The sequence below is a fragment of the Chryseotalea sp. WA131a genome (genome assembly GCA_025370075.1).
Taxonomy (GTDB): domain Bacteria; phylum Bacteroidota; class Bacteroidia; order Cytophagales; family Cyclobacteriaceae; genus ELB16-189.
Genome location: CP073016.1, coordinates 3005382 through 3025643 on the forward strand (window position 1 = coordinate 3005382; position 20262 = coordinate 3025643).

The window sequence follows — 20262 nt, forward strand, 5'->3', positions numbered from 1 at the left end:
ACAAATTATTACATACACCGATAGAATAATCATCTTTTGAGGCAAAAAAACAGCCTAATAAATGTCCATTACTCCAGTAAAACGATAAGGGAAGGACGTATCAAGTATTTGACAATCCATGTTGCGATTGTCAAGAATTTGCGGGAACTTCAAAGTTGAAAACCGGGAGCCAAATGAAATTGAAGGACTTATCTTAAAATGGTTGTTAACAACAAAATTCCGACCTATACCAAACTCAAATCGAGAAACAACTAAGTTATTAAAACACGGAGAGAGGTACCCAATCGAGACCGCCCCGCCTATGAAACCAAAAATCCCATTCTCGTCTCCAAATTCGAAGTATAGTGGTGCATCCCAATAATTACTATTGTTTTGACCATCGATTGTGCTGTAGTAAATTTGGGGCACTGGGTCGCCAATTACTTCATATGGCAGTTCTAGGCTTGTGATTCCTTTCACTGAAAATGTACACCATGCAACACCTCCCCCAATGCCCAGATAAGAACGATACGGTAATGGAATCTTTTTGAAGGGTAATGAACGGATTTGCTTTGGTATTCGCATGGTCGTTTTATTTTTTGATTTAAGGGGGATAGTATCTTTTCTGAAAACCTGACCTCGTGTGTCTATTGGTGAATTCGTTGTTTGACCATGGCAGACACTTACCAAAAGTATTGCCAATAAAAAAAGAAGATTTTTTTTCAGAAAATTCTTCATTTGATGTACTCGAACGTACATCAAATATACGATCTAAAGAGAAAGATTGCTTTATCTGTTGCTAGGGAATTTATCCACCAAACCTCCCGTCAACCGCACTAAATCCAATTTAGAAGAAAGCCCGGCATAGATGGCAGCAAATTTTTCTAATGCAGCTGAGCGATAATTCTCTTGCACAATGCGCAGGTCAATGGCACTGAGCGCACCGTTTTTATAGCGCTCATTTGCCAAACCCAAATTCAATTCGGCTGCTTCCAGTTTGATGGTAGCTATTTGCACCAACTGTTTTCGCAAGTTGTAAAAATCGTGGCCAGCCAGTAAGCTGTTCTCCAAATTGGCCTTAAGTTGCTCGGTGGTAAGCTTGGCCATCTTTTCTTGAATCTGTGCGTTGTCCACCGCTCGCCTTAACTGACTTCCGTTGAATAAAGTGTAGCGCAAGGAGAGATTGGCGTAACCTCCATACGAGTTACCTGTTTGAGTTTGTTGGGTTAGGGCGGTTTCATTTACCGAAAGAAATACGGGCTGTGCTAAATCGCGATTTAAGTAGCCGACCGTGTTCTCAATTGTGTTGCCTGTGTTGGCTCGAAAATTCGCAGTCAATTGGTCTAGGCTCCCAGTCCCTCCAACGTTCAATAAAAGCGAGGGTGCCATATTCGATTGTGCATTGCGTGTAGCATTATTCATTAGCTCTTGTGAAATATATTGATTGCGCAAATTTGTATTGGAGCTAAACATTTTATCGCGCAAGTCTTCGTATCGGTATTCTTCATTTTCAATTTCCAACCGATTGGTGAATTCGTACTTGTTGTTAATTGGTTCGTTTAGCAGCACGTTCAGGTTTCGCATCGAGTTTTTAACCACTATCTCTTGTTGCAACACATTGGCTGAATCGGTCAAATAGTTATTCTGCTCTTGTAACACATCAAAATTAATAGCCGAGCCTAAGCTTTTCTTAAGTTTTACATAGCTATATCGCTCTTTTGAAAAATCACGGTTTACAATAAACACTTGTAGTCGCTCTTTTTCCACAACCGCCTGATAGTACGATAAAATAATAGACTGGATGGTGGACTCCATCACAAAGGTAGCGTTGCCTTTGCTCATAGCTTCTAATTGCTCCAATCGTTGCTTGGCAATTTGCACAGCAAAGCCATCGAATAATGTGAATTGAACATCCAATTGACCCAATACATTATCTACGATGTTTAAACCGGCTACTGCAAATGGGTTCGCTGGCTTCCGTTGGATGATACTGTTATTTTGACTAGCTGAAAGTGTAACCGTTGGCAACCGACCGGCCATACCCCACGTGTTATTTTTTTTTGCGGCCTCTACATTCAGTTGCTGAATTTGCACTCCAAAATTATTCTTCAATCCGATTTGAATTGCGCGGGCAAGGCTGAGGGTGTCTTGGGAGTGAGCAGGAAAATAGGCGGCAAGCTGAAAGCCACAAGCAGCTAGCAGGAAGGCGTAAAAAAATCTCAGGCTTAGGTATTGGGACTTGGGCATCAGGCAGTAGGACTTTGGTATTGGGACTTCAGTGCTCGTGAAATCGTAAATCTTAAATCAAACATCTTAAATCTTTTGGTGCTTACTACTGATGTATGAATAAATGGCTGGGATAACGAACAACGTTAAAATCGTAGCGAACATCATTCCGCCAATAACGGCAATGCCCATGGAAACACGGCTTTCAGAACCTGCGCCCAATGCTAAGGCAATCGGCAAGATTCCCAATATCGTTGAAAGACTTGTCATTAATATGGGGCGGAAGCGTGAAGCAGCGGCTGCTTTTACAGCCTCTAAAACACTGAGGCCTTGCTCTTTTTGTTGATTAGCAAATTCCACTATCAAAATTCCGTTTTTGGTTACGAGGCCGATCAACATGATGATACCGATTTGGCTAAACACATTTAATGTTTGGTTGAAATACCAAAGGGAAAGCAAGGCACCTGCCAACGCCAACGGCACGGTAAACATAATCACCAACGGGTCTTTGAAACTTTCAAATTGACCGGCCAAAATCAAATAGATGATCGCTAATGCAATTAAGAATGCGAGGTAAATGCTAGATGAGCTTTCAGCAAATTCGCGCGAAGGGCCATCTAAGCTGGTGGTATAACTTTCGTCCAATACTTCACTGGCAATTTTTTCCATCTCTTTAATGCCATCGCCCAAAGCCGCGCCTTTTGCCAGCTGAGCTTGCACTTTGGCAGAGGAATAACGGTTAAAGCGATACAGCTGAGGTGGGCTGCTCAGTTCTTGAAATTGTACCAGATTATCTAACTGAATTAAGTCACCCCGCTTGTTTTTTACGTACAAGGTCTTTAAATCCAATGGTTCGTTTCGATTGCCACGCTCCACTTGGCCAATGATTTGATATTGCTTTCCGTCCATTACAAAATTGCCGAAGCGCGAGCCGCTCAATCCCAATTGCAAGGTCTGTGAGATGTCCAATACATTCACGCCAAGTGTACGCGCCTTGTCTCTGTCAATGGTGATGTTGATTTCGGGTTTGTTGAATTTCAGATCTAAATCAACAAAAGAAAACAGTGGACTTGCTGATGCTTTGGTCATAAACGCGGGCAATACCTTCCTCAACTTATCGATGTCAGGTGCTTGGATCACAAACTGAACCGGGAAGCCGCCACGTCTATCGCCAATGGTTTGCGCTTGGGTGGTGAACGTGCGCACGCCTGTGAATTTTTTCATCTTCACAGTAATGTCATCCACAATGCCTTGCTGTGTTCTGCTTCTATCGGCCGGGTCTTTTAAAATCACTCGAACAAAACCTGAATTGACACCCGCGCTTCCAAAACCTGGTGCGGTTACACTCACCATTCCGTTTCGTTCGGGAACTTCGTCTGAAATAAACTGGGTCAGTTCTTTTACATAGCGATCCATGTATTCAAACGTGGCGCCTTCTTGTGCTTGGGCCTGCAAGCGGAATTCGCTTCTGTCTTCTAAGGGAGACAATTCGGATGGGGTGATTTTTCCTAAATAGTAAATCAAAAAACCAGACATAAGAATCACCACAAAGGCGAGCCAACGTTTACTCATAAATCCTTCCAATAATTTGGCATAGCCCGCGGTAAGAGCCTGAAAAAATGGTTCGGTCTTTCGGTAGAGCCAAGGCTGTACTTCTCTGCGTTTTAAAATTTTGGCACTCATCATGGGGGTGAGCGTTAAGGAAACAAAAGCAGAAATCGCTACAGAGCTGGCCACCACCAATCCAAACTCTCGGAACAATCTTCCCGTGAGGCCTTGCAAGAAAATCACCGGAAGGAAAACCGCCACCACGGAAATAGTGGTAGAAATAACAGCAAAATAAATTTCTGTTGAACCTTTGCGCGCAGCTTCTTCAGGGTTTTCGCCCTCCTCCACTTTCACGTAAATATTTTCCAACACTACAATGGCATCGTCCACCACAATGCCGATGGCCAACACAATGCCGAGCAGCGTAAGCACGTTAATGGTGAAACCCAACAAGTACATAACGAAGAATGCGCCAATCAAAGAAATAGGAATAGTTGCAATTGGAATGATGGTGGTACGCCAATCGCGGAGAAAAAGGAAAATGATGGAAAGCACTAGACAGAAGGCGATGAAAATGGTTTCTTCCACTTCTGAAATGGATGAGCGGATGTATTTAGTAGAATCATAGCTCATCTGATAACTTACATCCTGGGGAAGATCGCGCTGAATTTGATCTAACTTTTTGTACAACCGATTGGCGATGTCAATATTATTGGCACCGGGCTGCGCTACAATGGCGAGCGCACAACCAGGGATTCCGTCTCTTCTTAAAATCGTACGTTCATTTTCAGGGCCTAGTTTGGCGTAGCCAATATCACTTACACGCACTACGTTGTCGCCTTGCTCTTTGATGATGAGGTTATTAAAATCTTCTTCGCTCGTCAAACGTCCTAAAGTGCGTACGGTAAGTTCGGTATTTTGTCCTTCCACACGGCCGGCCGGCAATTCAACGTTTTCGCGATTGAGGGCTTGCAACACATCGGATGGCGCAAGTTTGAGCGATGCCAATTTTATTGGATCCATCCATATCCGCATGGAGTAGCGCTGCTGCCCCCAAATCTGTACGGCACTTACACCCGGAATCGTTTGGATACGCTCCTTAAACATGATTTCAGCAATGCGAGAAATCTCCAATAGATTTCGTTTATCGCTGCGAACAGTGAGAAAAATTATCGGGCTTGAATCAGCATCCGCTTTCTCCACCACAGGAGGGTCTACATCCTGTGGCAACCGATTGAGTGCACCAGATACTTTGTCGCGTACATCGTTGGCAGCTGCTTCAATGTTCACCCCCAATTCAAACTCAACAGTGATACTGCTTCTTCCTTCGCGGCTCACCGAAGTAAGTGTGCGGATGCCTGGCACTCCATTCACGGCATCTTCCAATGGTTCAGTAATTTGCGATTCAATTACGTCTGCATTTGCACCAATATAACTAGTGGAAACAGTGACCACCGGTGGATCCACACTCGGAAATTCGCGCACACCCAAGAAAGAAAAACCAATCACGCCAAAAAGAATAATCACCAGCGACATCACAATTGCGAGCACCGGTCGGTTGATACTGATGGTTGATAAGCTTGCCATTCTTGAAAAGAATTTACGAGTTAGAATTTAGAATTTCCATGTAGGAAATTTTGTGTTGCCTATTGTTTACTTTTTACTGAGTCAAGTTTTACGATTTTAATGTCAATGCCTGGGCGAAGTTGCAAAATGCCGGTTGTTAAAAGCGTATCGCCAGCCGAAAGCCCAGATAACACCTCGAGGTCATTTTCGGTGCGAATGCCGGTTTCAATTTTAACTTCCTTGGCCTTGCCCGCTGCGGCAATAAAAACTTTCTTTCCACCTTGGTCCGGGATAACGGCTTCTGTAGGGACCAACACGGCATCATTTACCGATTTTAAAACCAATTGAACTTTTACAAACTGACCTGGGATCAATCGGCCACTTTTATTCTCTGATAAGGCCCTGATTTTTAAGGTGCGTGTCTCCGGGTCTATGCGGGGCTCAATGGCATACACATTACCATTATAAACAGTTAGGTCATTTTCGATCGTAAAGAAAATCTTTTCGCCTCTCATCAGTTGCGCGCTGTAACGAGCGGGCACCGCAAATTCAATTTTGGCAGGAGAAATATTATAAAGCGTAGCCACTACGATGGCTGGCGAAATGTAAGCACCTTGGCTCACATACCGTAAACCGATTACGCCACCAAAGGGTGCTTTGATGCGTGTTTTTTCCAATTGAGCTTCCAGCAAATTAATATCGGCCACCGTGGTATTCAATCGGTTCAATGCGTTATCGTATTCTTCTTGACTAATGGCATCTTTCTCCAACAACTTTCGTTGGCGAAATTCATTGTCTTGATTGAGCTTTTGATTATAACGTTGTTTTTGGATTTGCGCTTGAATTTCTTCGTTGTTGATTTCCAGCAACAAGCTTCCTTTTGCAACGGGCTTGCCTTCTTCAAAAAGTAAGCGAGTGATTTTACCAGACGATTCACTTTTCAGTTCCAACGATTCATTGGCCAACACAGAACCTGTAACAATTAATTTATTGTCGAGCCGAGAGGCTTTGATAATAGTAGCCTCTACCATCAATTGTGGTTTTTGCCCTGCCCCAGGGGCGCCCGTGGTTGCTTTCCTGTCGCCAAACAATTTTAACTTCGGCAATGCAAGTAAAAAAATCACCACCAAAATGATGACTGTTGTAAGAATGGTTTTTTTCATTTTCTTTTAATACAATTTGCCACGAAGGCACAAAGACGCTAAGCGGGTGATAACATTAAAAACTTCTGATGCAAATTTATCACTTGCGGCACCAACAATTCCGTTTCATCATTTCTCAAAACAAAGTCTGCTTTCTTCACCTTCTCTTCTTCCTTTATTTGATTTCGGATAATCTTCAATACTTCCTCTTCCGTCCGTTGTTTATCTCTCACTAACACGCGTTTCACACGCAAAGGTTCAGGTGCTGTCACTACAATTATTTTATCCATCTTTTTGTACGAACCCGACTCGAACAATAAAGCCGCTTCGCGCACCACGTATTTTTTTCCAATTTGTTCGGCTGTCCACTGGTCACCGTCCAACGCCACCCGTGGATGCACGAGTTCATTTAGTTTTTTTAACTTCTCTGCATTGCCAAATACAGCACTACTAAGGAAGCTTCTGTTGAGGCCACCATCCGCATCATACGACAAACTTCCGAATTCCTTTTTGATTTGCTCCACTAGTATTCCGTCAGTGGTCATAATACTTTTCGCTCGGCTATCGGCATCGTATACGGGAATGCCTAAGCAACCAAAAATTTTGCAAACCATACTTTTACCTGAGCCAATGCCGCCCGTAATGCCAATCTGCAATGGCCTCATGGATTAGAAATTATTTTTATCGAATCCATTTTTATCAATTCGATAAAGTTGGGCATCTTTAAGAATTTAGGCATGTTTGTCTCGCTCTTTACATCCAGCAGTAAAAGCATTTCTTTTTTGCTCCTGCCAAATTCTTCTAGTCGCTTTACGGGCACGGAAAAAGTACAAGTAATACTATCAGGCCAAGATATTGAGCTTACTACCTGTGGATTTTTAACCAGCAATTTTACAGCACATTTCATTTCCCTTACATCACCCACTTCAAAAATTACATTGGCCAATGGGGGATTTCTTTTGATGTACGGACTTTCAATGTTAATCTCTATGTCATCTTCAAAATTTTGGTCTAGCCGATTGGCCGTAATGTTTAGCTTGATTGAATCAGGAAGATTGAGCAAAATCGATTTGGGGCCCGATAACTCTACTGAATCAGGCAATATTACCACGGGGCTGGTGCGTCCAAAATCTTTTTCAAAATTTACGTTGGTCAAATCCACGTAAAGCCTAAAGCGATGTGTATCCGTTTCATCAATTTGAACCCTGAGCGTGTCGGTAACAATGTAGTTAATCTGCAGTTTGCCCAATTGCGGGGCGAGCATGGGCGTTAACGATGAAGCAACAATTTTTTTTACTTCCGTTGGTCGCTCAAGCGGAATGGTCAGTTCGGGCAACTTGAAGCCCACAAAATCGCGGAACAACTCCCACCCGGTGCCGTTGACATTTACATTTATTTGATGTGGTAAATTTTCGATAGGAGAAAACAAGGACTCATCGTACTCAAACCGAATGGGGAATTTTACATTCGTTGAATACTTCTTGTTAAGCGCATTGAAAAGCCAAAACACCACCGCAGTAAGCAAGCATAGCAGAACTGCCCGCCAGTTGGTTCTGTCGAAACGAAACAAATTGACAATGGCTTTGAGCAAATTCATGCTTTCGGCCCATGTTTAGGGCAATTATTTTTTTGCAGCAACCGCTTTGGTAGACTCCATTGATACCGCAGACTTTGAAATCTTGATGCGACCGCCACGCTCTACTTCAATAATGAGGGTATCGTCTTGCACCTCGTCTACCCGTGCATGAATGCCACCGATGGTGACAACAAAGTCACCTTTCTTAATTTCTTCGGTAAATTTCTTTTGGTCTTTCGCTTTTTTCTGTTGCGGGCGAATCATGAAAAAATAAAACACCACCAAAATGCCAACCATTGGCAAGAAACTAATCCAAGATGATTGACCTTGTGCTTGTAAAAGAATAGAGTGCATATAGTTGTTTGAAAATTTTAGGGCTGCAAGTTATCCTTTAAAATAAAACATCCCAAACGCCTCAGCATCTTCCCCCATTTTTTGGGGAGGGGTGACCGTCTTTGCAAAGCTAAAATGAAAAAAGCACCACTTTTCAATGGTGCTTCTAGTAATCTCAAGGCGTTTGGTAATTTACTATTTTACCACTGGGCCATTGGCACCATCCGGCTTGGGCGTTACCATTGCTTTGAACTTAAGCAAGGTGGTTTTAGGCCAGGTATTAGCTGTAACAGTAATTGTTTTGTTGTTGATGCCCTGTTTGCCGTTGGTATCAAACTCGGCCTTTACAAAACCCTCTCCACCAACCGGGATTGGTGTTTTTGTCCACTCCGGCACCGTGCAACCACATGAAGGTTGAGCGTTTTGGATAATGAGCGGGGCTTGGCCTGTGTTTTTTACTTTGTAGGTGAAGTTTACCTTTTTGCCTTCGTTTACCGTACCGAAATCATGGTCGGTGGTATTAAATTCCATCGTTGGAAGTGGGCCTTCAGGTTTTTCCTCTGTTGCTGGGGCAGCTTCGGGTGTAGGTGTTGCGCCAGGTGTAACAGTTGGTGCAGATGGTGTAGTTTTACCAGATTCCATTTGCGCCAAGCGGCTCTCCAATTCTGCGATTTTCTTTTCAGATGCTTTATCGTTGCAACTAACGGCTACCAAAAAGAGGGCTACGATGCCCATTAGTTTAACTGTTTTCATATGCTTTTTTATTTTTGCTTTTAGCTGTTCAGGTTAATTAATTACTTACAAAGTTATTATGAGTTAGCATTCATTCCAAAAAACTAAACTTCATTAACAAACTATTAACTTACCAAATCATTAACTAATCGGTTCTATTTGCTTCGCATTTGCGCCAAAAGTTCATCTACATCATCTAACAAACGCTGGGCTTTGTCTTTGGCTTCGGTTACAACCTTTTGGCCTTGGGCTTTCGCTTCGGTGGTCAGGTAACTGCTATTCTCGCTTGGCGGTGTTAAGTCAGAAATGTACTTTTCCAGCTTATCTTTATAATCGCCCAATTTAGCAGCCAGTTTCTCGCGGGTGACAGAGCCTTTGTCGGGAGCATATAAAATTCCCAAAATAGCTCCTGCTGCCGCACCTGCCAAAAAAGCCATCATTGCATTGCTTCCTTTTTTGCTCATAGTTTTGAAAGTTGAGGGTTACAAAGATAAAAAAAGTTACTTGCCAAAATCTGCCTTGTGTTTTTTAAACATCTATTAAGATCTTGTTGTGTTTGACGAAAAGACCTAAGAACTTTCCCATTCAACTATCTCCAAATTTGAAATAAACACAAACCAATTCTATTTATTATCCAACAACCCCTTTCCGCTTTTCTTAATGTCACCCGATTCCTTCATCTTTTTCGAGATCACGTCCAAAATTCCGTTAATAAATTGGCGGCTCTTTGGGGTACTGTATTCTTTTGCCAATTCGATGTATTCGTTGATCGTCACCTTGACCGGGATGCCAGAGAAGTTAACCATCTCGGCAATCGCCATTTCTAAGATAACACGGTCGGTAAGGGGCAAACGGTCTACTTCCCAATTTTTTGTGTTCTTGGCAATCAGGTCTTTGTATTCGTGTGGCAACTCGATGGTGGCTTTAAAAAGCTTTTCGATAAAGACTTGGTCATCGTCCCAATCGAGCGAAACTTTCTGTAGGTCTAATTTACCATCCGCATAAGATTTGAGCGTTTTTTCGGTCAAGCTGCGGATAATTGCTTTGTCTTCTGCCCACCGAATGTCTTGCTCATCGAAATAATCGTTGATGGAATTGTTGCCAAAAATAACTTTGCGCACCAGGTATTTGGCAAATGCTTTTTGCTCTTCATCTGTGCGCGTTTTTTCTTCAATGAAGCGAAGATACGTTTCATCTTCCTTTACAATTTCGCGAAACCATGCTCGCACGATGTCCATTTTACCATCCCATCCGCCTTGGCGTATCCATTCTTTTTTTAATTCGGGATGATTTAGCAGCGATTGCCACAGCGGCTGCTGAAGTACATATCCATGAACGGTTTTCTTATCGGATGCTCCCGCCTCGGCCAAAGCTACCAACAAACCCAGTACTTGATGATATGTATCGGTCAATTTTTGAATTTCGATGACCGTGTTTTTTCCTAAAAAGAGTTGATCTTTTTTTACTTGCTTGTGGTAGGTTTCCATGGCCTGATCCACTGCCTTCACAATGGATGCATCTGTTTCCTTTATCTCTTTTTCTTTGAAACGAGCATCTAACAAAAGGCGCGCAGTTTTACGCTGGGCTTTGAGCAATTCTTTGTTTTGCACCTCCATGCTATTGAGGTCGGGCTGAAAAGTTTCGTTAATAAAATCGTGGGCGAGTTGGTTGTTGGCTTCTTTGCATTGATCGAAGGCAAATAAGCTTTGCATAATTTTAATGCGGATGGTGCGTCTGTTGAGCATACGAGGGAGAGAACGTTTTTTGTGGGTGCAAATTACGCCCTTATCATGGAAAAAAAAATGATGATTGTTTTGGGAGGTGATGAGCAATTGCCTACTGCCTTTGCCTACTGTCATTTTTTCGTTGACGAACGAACTAAATCCCCTACCTTTCGTTTTAGTTTGAGCCATTATTCATGAAAGAACTTCGCTACCTCAATAAATACCTTTACAAATACCGCAAGTTGTTGATCTTAGGGTTGCTGTGGGTGATCATCTCAAATGTATTTCAGATTCTGCCTGCGCAAATGGTACGCTACTCCATTGATTTAGTGATGGACAACATTCGCATCTACCGCTCGTTTGATAACAGTTTATCGCAACAAAACTTCTTTAACGTTTTTGCCAAGGGTATATTGATTTATGCCTTACTCATTTTGGGGATGGCACTGCTGCGCGGCTTTTTCCTATACCTCGTTCGTCAAACGTTGATTGTGATGAGTCGGCATGTGGAGTATGATTTGAAAAACGAAATCTTTGAACATTACCAAGCACTTCCACTTAGCTTTTACCGAAAAAACAATACGGGCGATTTGATGAACCGCATCAGCGAAGATGTGAATAGAGTGCGGATGTACCTAGGGCCGTCTATCATGTACGGGCTTACCTTGATCACGTTGTTTTTGATGTTGATTCCGATCATGTTCAGCATCAGCGTAAAGCTTACCATCTATGCCTTGTTGCCCTTGCCAATTTTATCCGTCAGCATTTTTTATGTGAACAACATCATTGAGCACCGTTCAGAGTTGATTCAAAAAAGTCAATCGCGCCTGAGCACGTTTGTGCAGGAGGCCTTCTCGGGCATTCGCGTCATCAAATCTTTTACACGTGAGTTAGAGTCGGTAGAAAATTTTACAAAAGAAAGCAACGAATACAAACGCCAGTCGCTAAAGCTGACAAAGGTTCAAGCCTTGTTCTTTCCGTTGATTATGGGGTTGATCGGCTTAAGCACTGTGTTTACAGTATATGCCGGCAGTGTGGAGGTAATCAACGGCTCACTCACGTTTGGCAACATTGCTGAGTTTATCATTTACGTAAATTTACTCACCTGGCCGGTGACTTCACTGGGGTGGACCAGCAGCTTGGTGCAGCGGGCCGAGGCTTCACAAAAACGCATCAATGAATTTCTGAAAACTCAAACCGATATTATTTCTGAAAAAGATTTGAAGCGAGTGCTGGTCGGCAAAATTGAATTTGATAATGTTTCATTCACTTACCCCGACACGGGCATTAGGGCTCTCAAAAATATTTCGTTCAGCATCAACCCAGGCGAGTCGCTAGCGATTATCGGAACCACCGGCTCTGGCAAAAGCACGATCTCCAATATGATTGCCCGTTTGTATGATGTGACAGAAGGTGAAGTACGGATTGACGACATCGCAGTGAAGCAATACAATCTAACCACGCTGAGAAGTCAATTGGGCATAGTGCCGCAAGATGTTTTTCTTTTTAGTGATACCATTTTCAACAACATTGCTTTTGGATTGAAAGAGCCGAACGAAGAAAAGGTATTGCAAGCCGCCAAAGATGCAGATGTTTATGACAACATTATGAGTTTTCCCAGCACGTTTGCTACACGCGTGGGCGAGCGGGGCATTACCTTATCGGGCGGACAAAAACAACGGGTGTCCATTGCACGTGCCATAGCTCGCGAACCCAAGATTTTGATTCTAGACGATGCCCTTTCTGCTGTGGATACCAAAACCGAAAACACAATTTTGAACAGCATGAAGAAAATCATGCAGGGAAGGACAAGCATCATTATTTCGCACCGGGTATCGTCTGCCAAGCTGGCCAATAAAATTATTGTGCTGCACGATGGACAAGTGGTGGAAGAAGGCACCCACGAGCAATTACTGACCCGTGACGGTGTTTACAAAGAGCTGTATGAAAAACAGATGCAGGCGGAAGTGGTTAGTTAAAAAAATTAGGTAATTAGCAGTAAAAAGCTGGACGGATTTACTACTTATTAATTAAAAAACCACTTCATCTGTAATCGTCAAGTTCTGGCCATTCAAGGATACCCGATATTTGAGCAAGGGATTGCGTACTGAGCCACTAGTGGGGTAACCATCTGAAAAACTAAAGGTGGACTCACACCCTTTCATAAATAAACCCGAGCCATCTACCACCACGGGCATATCGTCATCGACCGAGCATCGCCTCTCATAGGCAATGTATTTTTCTTCGCTTTCGCGATATAGAATGATGCCACTGAGCCCAGCGTCTTGAATATATTGATATCCACCGTCTAATTTTAATCGTTGGTATTGAGGAAAGTTAAGGTTGATGGTTATAGGTGGGAACGAGGCTTGTGCGTGGGCTGATAGACTGAAAATTAGTAAGAAAGCTATGAGCCACAAGCCGCGAGCCCAAAGGAAACGGTAGGGACTGGAGTCTCGCGACTCGTAACTAGAAGCCTTTTTATTTCGCATACTCATAAAATCCTTTTCCTGTTTTTTTTCCTAAATCACCGTCCTTCACTTTCCGCTGTTGAATAGGATTCGGTTTAAACCGATGCGCTTGGTTGAACGAATCATACAGTGAAGTGGTCACGGCCAAATTCACATCCACTCCAATCAAATCCATCAATTCAAAAGGCCCCATTTTAAAACCAGCACTTCGCAAAAGCGCGTCAATTTGCGCATGGGTGGCCACACCTTCTTCCAATAATTTCAATGCCTCCACATAGTAGTGCCGCGCCACCCGGTTAACGATAAAGCCAGGAGAATCTTTTACCATTACTGGATTTTTTCCAAGTGACAGCGAAAAGGTTCTCATTTTTCCGGCAACTTCTTGGGAAGTGGCCTCGCCCATAATTACTTCCACCAATTTCATCACCGGTGCAGGGTTAAAAAAATGCAAGCCCAGGCATAGGCTTGGGTTTTGCAAAACAGCCGCGATTTGGGTGATGGGTATGGACGATGTGTTGGTAGCCAATATAGCCTTGCCTTCATTTATCTTCTCTAATTCTAAAAACAAGTTTTGTTTTGCCGCCAACTTCTCTACTACTGCTTCGATAACCACATCGGCTTTCAATGATATACTATTTTTTTCTACCGATAATCTTGACAGTGTGGCTACTTTGCTGTCTGCTGAAATTTTGTTCTTACTCACCAACTGACTTAGGTTAGCTTTGATAGACTCCAGTGCCTTGAAGGAAAGTGTTTCATCCAAATCATACAACTTAGTTGTGTAACCAGCAGCGGCACTTACTTGGGCAATTCCTTGGCCCATCGTTCCTGCACCTATCACTGCCACCGATTTTATTTCGGGCAACATTAGAGTACGGAGCTAAACTGCTTCAAAAAGCGAACATCATTTTCTGAAAACAACCGAAGGTCGTTAATGCTGTAGCGCAACATGGTGATGCGCTCTATGCCCATACCAAAAGCAAAGCCTGTAAATTCTTCAGGGTCGATGTTTACATGACGCAACACATTGGGGTGCACCATTCCAGAACCCGCAATTTCTACCCAGCCGCTGTACTTACACACGTTGCACCCTTTGCCATGGCAAATCAAGCACGAGATGTCAATCTCGGCACTCGGCTCTGTGAAAGGAAAGAAAGACGGGCGCAAACGTATTTTGGTTTCTTGCCCAAACATTTCTTTGGCAAAATGATACAAGGTCTGTTTTAAATCGCGAAAGCTGACATTCTTATCGACATACAAACCCTCTACTTGGTGGAAGAAGCAATGTGCGCGTGCTGAAATAGCTTCGTTGCGATACACCCGCCCTGGCATGATCGATCGGATGGGAGGTTTTTGGTTTTCCATTAAACGTATCTGCACATTGGAGGTGTGAGTACGTAGCAGCATGTCGGAGTTTTCTTCTGTAGATTTCTCAACAAAAAAAGTGTCCTGCATTTCGCGGGCGGGGTGGTTGGCGGGGAAATTTAAGGCAGAGAAATTATGCCAATCGTCTTCCACTTCGGGGCCATCGCTTACATTAAAACCAAGACGCTCAAAGATTTCGATAATTCGATAACGCGTTAAATTGAGCGGATGCAGATTGCCTGTTTTGTTGGGAACGATGGGCAATGAAAGATCAATCGCTTCACCAGAGGAAGTTGATGTATTATCAATTGCTTCCTGCCACGATTTGAATTTTGCCTCCGCTAGTTGCTTGAGGTCGTTCAATACTTTACCCAGTTTTTTTTTCTCCTCTGGAAGAGCTGTTTTCAAATCATCAAACAAGTTTGAAACCGCTCCCTTTTTGCTAATGAACTTCAACCGAAAGTTTTCCAAATCATCTTTCGACTTCACCAAAAAGGCTTCTACCTCTTGTTGTATCTCCTTTACTTTTTCTTCCATATTCAATGCTCAGCGCTGAGCCTTCTTGACAATAAAATTAATAATCAGGCAAATACCAATAACCAATGGCAAAATTAACTTATCGGATTGGTTTCTCAACAGGTAGGCCAACAGAATAAAGAAGAGGTTGATGGTTACCAAAACGATGACCGTCTTGTGATGTGAGAAGTTTAGGTTCAACAATTGGTGATGCAAATGGTTGCGATCTGCCTTGAAAGGAGATTGCATTTTTCGCACCCTCAAAATGATGACACGCAGTGTATCGAAAACTGGTATAATCACCACACAGAGGGCGGTGGAGACTGACGACTCAAATTTGGCCGCATGCCCCACTGGCAATTGAAAATTGGCATTGATGAATTGAATAGCCATGAACGAAAGCAAGAAGCCAATCATTAAAGCGCCCGTATCGCCCATAAAAATTTTGGAGGGCTGCCAATTAAAAAACAAAAAACCCAGTATTGCCCCAGCAAATGTCATCGCTACCAAACTGAACACCATATTATCAATGGCATAAAACCAAAGCCCGAAAAAAATCAAACCAACCATCCCAATCGAGCCGGCTAAACCATCTACTCCATCAATTAAATTATAGGCATTGGTAAGAATAATCAAGGTTAAAATACTGATGAACCAAATGACCCATGTGGGCACAAATGGCAGATCGATCAGGCCATAGGTTGAGTTGAGGGTTACGTTATCTAAAAAAACCAGCAACAAAACAGGCAAAAATTGACTGTATAATTTTTGCTTTGGCGTAAGTGCCAGCACATCATCGCGCAAGCCAATTATAAACATAACTGAAATGGAAATAAAAAAATATTTTTGTGCTCCCCAATCAGTCAAGGAAAGAGACATTAATAGAGCGAATATTGCCCCGAGAAAAATCGCCACTCCGCCCATGGAAGGTTTGAAGTCCGAATGAATTTTGTGATTGCCCGGAGAGTCATAAAGCTTCCACTGACTCAGAATTTTGATGAGCACAGGCATCACCAAAAAGGAGATTAAGAACGAAATGGCTGTATAAAGAAGAAGTCGGATGATAAAAGAATATTTGAAATTAGTAGCAAGGTAGTTAAAATGCCTTATCACTTCCTCGTATCAAGCTTACTACCGTCAAGAAAACGATCTTAATATCAAGCCAAAAAGACCAATTTTCAATATAGTAACGGTCTAATCGCACTCGGTTTTCCATATCAGATAAGTTTTTGGTTTCGCCTCGGTAGCCCATGCATTGAGCAAGTCCGGTGATGCCAGGTTTAATGTAATGCCTTCCCAAAAAATTTTCGATTAATTTGCTATATTGTTCGTTGTGCTTTAGCATGTGCGGCCGAGGACCAATCAATGACATATCTCCAATCAAAACATTAATAAATTGAGGGAATTCGTCTATGCTACTTTTACGTAAAAACTTTCCGATTTGAGTGATGCGGCTATCTCCCTTTGTAGCTTGAGTTAAATCTGCTTCTTGATTTACCACCATGGTTCTGAATTTAATGCAGCCGAAAGGAATGCTTTTCTCGCCATTTCGCTGTTGAACAAAGAAAACAGGGCCCCGTGAATCTAACTTTATCAATAATGCTATAAGGGGAACTAACCATGATAAAACAATGATACAAAACAAAATTGTGAAAGCTAGATCAAAGGTTCTTTTCAAGAGCTGATTTATCGACTCATCAAGAGGTATAACGGCAATATCCTGTAAATTTTTTTGATCATCTATTTGTATGGCGCGAGTGGCTTTGGCATCCATTACAATTTTGACATTAATCAGCGAATCCAATCCAAAGTTTACGAGCCTGTTCAATTGGGTTTCACTAACATTTGGAATACAACAAAAAATCATGTGAACGTCATTCTCTTCGCAAAATTGTTCAATCTCTTCAACAAAGAAGTAATCGGCATTAAAATCAAAATACCTAAGAAACCTCAATTTTTCATCTGGGTTCCGCAGGTAGTATTTTCTTACGTCATAAGAAATTTCGTTCCTTCCAATTAATATAAAATCCCTAACAATCTCTTTTGATTGTATCTTCCTAAGGTATAAAACAAAAAATTTGAATAGATAAAAGCAGGGTATAAAAATAACGTACACAATTGCAATCTGCTGTATAGAATAGCTGCGCCTGAAGAAAAAAATCAATGAAACCACTACCGATAGATGAATAAATAGAAAAACAAATTGGCTCTTAAAAATCTTTGTCAATGACCATGATTTGGAAACCGAATAGGGGTTGGCCACGAGTACAAGAAAAAACCAAGCTAGATTTGAATAAATGATTAAGTATAGCTCGTTGACTTGGTCGCCCCTAGAAAATTGGGTCAAATAAGAAAGGTAAATGGAGAGATTCAGAAAAAGCAAATCTGCTATAATGAATAGAAGCCTAATCAGTTGTGGCATCTTGGCAGTCTTGAATTTTCACAAGGTTAATTAGAATTTTTGAATTCCCAATGAAAAAATACTTTTCGTTGACAAGGCATTGGATACAATTAACTGATGTACCAAAGCAAAAAAAATAACCCCCTGATAACGGCTCAAAAAAACTTCTGTTACTCCATACACGATGAATGGGAAAAGCAAGAGAATGCCTAGCATGTTTTGATTCTTTACTGATAAATAAATAGGTCGGAGCAAAATAATAAGAAGCCCTATCAGTCCTATAATTCCATTTGAAAGGTATGATTGAATAAACTGATTATGGGAATTAAAATTTGCCATTGCAAAATTAGTCAAATTGTGAGTTCGGTAGTAGTCGTTAAGGACTAGGCTATAGTCACCAGTGCCCACACCCAACAAAGGATTTGAATTGGCAAGAATTGCGGATTCCCAAAGGCTCATTCTTTCCCAGTAGTCATTTTGGTTGCTGATTGAGCGGAACTGATCGCCACCTTGGAATACAATCGTTAGCCCTACCATGCAAACCAACAATATCGTTACTAGAGAAACTGAAACAGATTCTCTCTTTGATTTTTTCTCCAAAGTGTATTTGGAAATAAAAAATGAGAATATAAGTAACATGCTAATGAAAACTGTTTGCCCTCCTGTGAGCATCAAAATTAAAAAAAAGAAAATCACCAATCCGATCATCCAAATCGTATAGCGTTTAGGCAATTCATAATACAAAAGATAAAGCCCGTAGGTGATAGCAAAGATTAGGTAATAGGCGAAATAAGTGGGATCGAGATCAATTGACCGCGTAAGTGCACCATAGAAAAACGCTTGAAGGTCACCTGTATGAGTATAAGAAACCACGGCACTTGCCAGACATATAAAGCTGGCCGCCAACAACCCTACTGCAAAAAAGTAAAAAACTTGATCGAGCCTCTGCTTTGAAAAATTAGGCAGGCAGGTGATGGCAATGGGTAGGCCAATTAAACTTAAGTTGGTTTCTAGTTGCCTTACACCTAGATCAATATCAGACGAGTAGATTAGGCCACCTGCAAGAATCAAAAAGAACAGCAGCAGATCCCATGATTGATACAAAAAACTTGAAAAGGGAAAATTCTTGATGCTCAAAAAGATGCTCAATAATGCCATAACTAACAATAACCGCGAACTGACCAATTGGGAAAGAGGGATTGTAAAACAAAAGGTATAAAATGGATATTTATAAAATCGGTTTCTCATAGGTGAATTTCTAAAAAAAAACTTTTTTGTAATTTAATAACTGATGTTACGCAAAATTGAGTTTGAGTTGAGTTCCAGCTTTTAGTTTTTTGAGTTCAGTTAGGGCTTTTTCCATAGCCTTTGTGTACAGGATTGCTTTCATGGCAAAATGGTTAAGTTTTTTGTTGACCTTCATTTTCTCCAGTTTGATAAAAGCGATCAGGCAGGTGAAGACATGGTTTGCCTGTGTGCGCACTGTGTGTGCTGGAGAACCGCACAATGCCACATTTGATTTTAAACTTTTGTGATACTCTTCCTCTTTCCATCGTTTTTCATAGATCGTGATTATCTGCTGAAAGGTTTGTGTCAAATCGCTGCAGACCAGATACAGGGATGCCGTGCTGTTGTCTTCGTTTACGTAGACCTCCTTGATCAAATGCACGGGGAAGGTAACCCCCTCCAGGTAGACTTGTTGGCGCATGCCCGGTCCCAAGCTGAGTGATTCGACTCCTACATAACAGCCCCTGTTTTTATCGGGCAAGGTCAGGGCAACCTTGCGGTTGTTCTTGACGGGCATGACAAAATCCTTGTCCAGCCCTCCTTTGACAAACACCATGTTCTCTGCCGAGGCGTACCACACATCGTTGACCACCCATTTGAATTTCACTTGGTTGTCGGCCACATGCCGTAAGATATCCCGGTACATTTCGTTCTTGGTCCGTTCGCTCACCCTTTTCTCCCTCCCGGTCTTTTCATCTTTGGCCCAGGCCGTTTTGCGCACCAGGTCCATCCCGATGGGCAGGCTCACCCCTTTGCTGTAGTACAGGGCACTCAGGATATTCATCCCCTTTACGCTGCGCCCCTTGCTGTGGTCGTAATGCCAGGTGACCAGCTCGTTCTCATCGCTATATTCTTTCTCTGCCACCGAATCATCCATGGCAATGATCGCATCCCCTTGTTCAACTTCCCGCACGGTGCGCTTCACATATTCCCAGAGTTGCTTGCCCGTGAAATCCTCCCCAGAAAGAAAACGTGTGAACTTGTCGTGGCTGATGCTATCTTTCAGCGCTCGCGATAATTCGGTGTGTGTGACCTTCCCAAACGAACTGATCTGGTAATCGGTCAGAATATCCAAGATGTGTTTGTCCATGGCTCAAGTTACTATTTTCCACCAACTCTCAGTAGCTTCGTGCGTAACATCAGTTAATAAAAAAACAAATTTATGTAGCAAAAAAGGGGACTTTAGTAACCAGTCTTGCAGGCAGTTCCTTATTTCATTTAAGCTGTTCTTGAATAGAACACTAACTTGCAGAAAAATATTGTAAAGCCGCACATTTGGAGGGCTAATCTTTTACGTTATGTGTAACTTCACCCAAATTTAAAACTGCATGAATTTAAAGCCCGCCAGATATCTAATAAACTTATCACTATTTGCTGCCTTTATAAGTTTTTCCAC

At 42.2% G+C, this 20262-nt stretch carries 18 protein-coding genes; 1 reads left to right on the forward strand and 17 read right to left on the reverse strand.

The genetic code is table 11. The features are described from left to right. Window positions 1–54: 54 nt before the first annotated feature. The 10 genes from KA713_13815 to nusB all read right to left on the reverse strand — a co-directional run bounded on the left by KA713_13815 (window position 55) and on the right by nusB (window position 11015). Window positions 55–564 carry a hypothetical protein gene (locus tag KA713_13815; GenBank protein ID UXE65543.1) on the reverse strand — a complete coding sequence of 170 codons (510 nt, stop codon included), beginning with the start codon at window positions 562–564 and terminating at the stop codon, window positions 55–57. Window positions 565–768: 204 nt separating this feature from the next. Next, on the reverse strand, window positions 769–2226 hold the full coding sequence (locus tag KA713_13820) for a TolC family protein (protein ID UXE65544.1): 1458 nt from the start codon (window positions 2224–2226) through the stop codon (window positions 769–771). A 66-nt stretch (window positions 2227–2292) separates the two neighbouring features. Then, window positions 2293–5340 carry an efflux RND transporter permease subunit gene (locus KA713_13825; GenBank protein UXE65545.1) on the reverse strand — a complete coding sequence of 1016 codons (3048 nt, stop codon included), beginning with the start codon at window positions 5338–5340 and terminating at the stop codon, window positions 2293–2295. Window positions 5341–5399: 59 nt separating this feature from the next. After that, window positions 5400–6482 (reverse strand): efflux RND transporter periplasmic adaptor subunit, encoded by a 1083-nt coding sequence (locus tag KA713_13830; GenBank protein ID UXE65546.1) that lies wholly within the window; start codon window positions 6480–6482, stop codon window positions 5400–5402. A gap of 38 nt (window positions 6483–6520) precedes the next feature. Then, window positions 6521–7126: a dephospho-CoA kinase gene (locus KA713_13835; GenBank protein ID UXE65547.1), complete on the reverse strand. Its 606-nt coding sequence runs from the start codon at window positions 7124–7126 to the stop codon at window positions 6521–6523. Then, a complete protein-coding gene (locus KA713_13840) occupies window positions 7123–8058 on the reverse strand; it encodes a hypothetical protein (protein UXE65548.1) in 936 nt (311 codons plus the stop codon). The genes KA713_13835 and KA713_13840 overlap by 4 nt, the downstream gene beginning before the upstream one ends. A gap of 24 nt (window positions 8059–8082) precedes the next feature. Beyond that, a complete protein-coding gene (gene yajC, locus KA713_13845) occupies window positions 8083–8391 on the reverse strand; it encodes a preprotein translocase subunit YajC (protein UXE65549.1) in 309 nt (102 codons plus the stop codon). A gap of 174 nt (window positions 8392–8565) precedes the next feature. Then, entirely contained in the window at window positions 8566–9084 is a 519-nt protein-coding gene (locus tag KA713_13850) for a DUF1573 domain-containing protein (GenBank protein ID UXE69136.1), read from the reverse strand. 173 nt (window positions 9085–9257) lie between these two features. Next, window positions 9258–9566: a YtxH domain-containing protein gene (locus tag KA713_13855; protein UXE65550.1), complete on the reverse strand. Its 309-nt coding sequence runs from the start codon at window positions 9564–9566 to the stop codon at window positions 9258–9260. 159 nt (window positions 9567–9725) lie between these two features. Further along, window positions 9726–11015 carry a transcription antitermination factor NusB gene (gene nusB, locus KA713_13860; GenBank protein ID UXE65551.1) on the reverse strand — a complete coding sequence of 430 codons (1290 nt, stop codon included), beginning with the start codon at window positions 11013–11015 and terminating at the stop codon, window positions 9726–9728. Between the two features lie 5 nt (window positions 11016–11020). Between nusB and KA713_13865 the strand changes: the two genes are divergently transcribed. Further along, complete coding sequence (locus KA713_13865; GenBank protein UXE65552.1) at window positions 11021–12805, forward strand: ABC transporter ATP-binding protein; 1785 nt, start codon at window positions 11021–11023, stop codon at window positions 12803–12805. 51 nt (window positions 12806–12856) lie between these two features. Here KA713_13865 and KA713_13870 read toward each other — a convergent pair whose 3' ends face one another. Genes KA713_13870 through KA713_13900 form a run of 7 tightly spaced genes read right to left on the reverse strand, consistent with a single transcriptional unit; the run spans window position 12857 to window position 19956 of the window. Next, entirely contained in the window at window positions 12857–13318 is a 462-nt protein-coding gene (locus tag KA713_13870) for a hypothetical protein (GenBank protein ID UXE65553.1), read from the reverse strand. After that, entirely contained in the window at window positions 13308–14165 is an 858-nt protein-coding gene (locus KA713_13875; protein ID UXE65554.1) for a 3-hydroxybutyryl-CoA dehydrogenase, read from the reverse strand. The genes KA713_13870 and KA713_13875 overlap by 11 nt, the downstream gene beginning before the upstream one ends. Further along, entirely contained in the window at window positions 14165–15199 is a 1035-nt protein-coding gene (gene pheS / locus KA713_13880; protein ID UXE65555.1) for a phenylalanine--tRNA ligase subunit alpha, read from the reverse strand. The genes KA713_13875 and pheS overlap by 1 nt, the downstream gene beginning before the upstream one ends. 9 nt (window positions 15200–15208) lie before the next feature. Further along, window positions 15209–16291, reverse strand: a complete 1083-nt coding sequence (locus KA713_13885) for an undecaprenyl/decaprenyl-phosphate alpha-N-acetylglucosaminyl 1-phosphate transferase (GenBank protein ID UXE65556.1) — start codon at window positions 16289–16291, stop codon at window positions 15209–15211. Further along, window positions 16275–17600, reverse strand: coding sequence for an exopolysaccharide biosynthesis polyprenyl glycosylphosphotransferase (locus tag KA713_13890; protein ID UXE65557.1), 1326 nt, complete (start codon window positions 17598–17600; stop codon window positions 16275–16277). The genes KA713_13885 and KA713_13890 overlap by 17 nt, the downstream gene beginning before the upstream one ends. A gap of 30 nt (window positions 17601–17630) precedes the next feature. Next, window positions 17631–18827 carry an O-antigen ligase family protein gene (locus KA713_13895; protein UXE65558.1) on the reverse strand — a complete coding sequence of 399 codons (1197 nt, stop codon included), beginning with the start codon at window positions 18825–18827 and terminating at the stop codon, window positions 17631–17633. Window positions 18828–18873: 46 nt separating this feature from the next. Further along, window positions 18874–19956, reverse strand: coding sequence for a transposase (locus tag KA713_13900; GenBank protein UXE65559.1), 1083 nt, complete (start codon window positions 19954–19956; stop codon window positions 18874–18876). Window positions 19957–20262 lie beyond the last annotated feature (306 nt).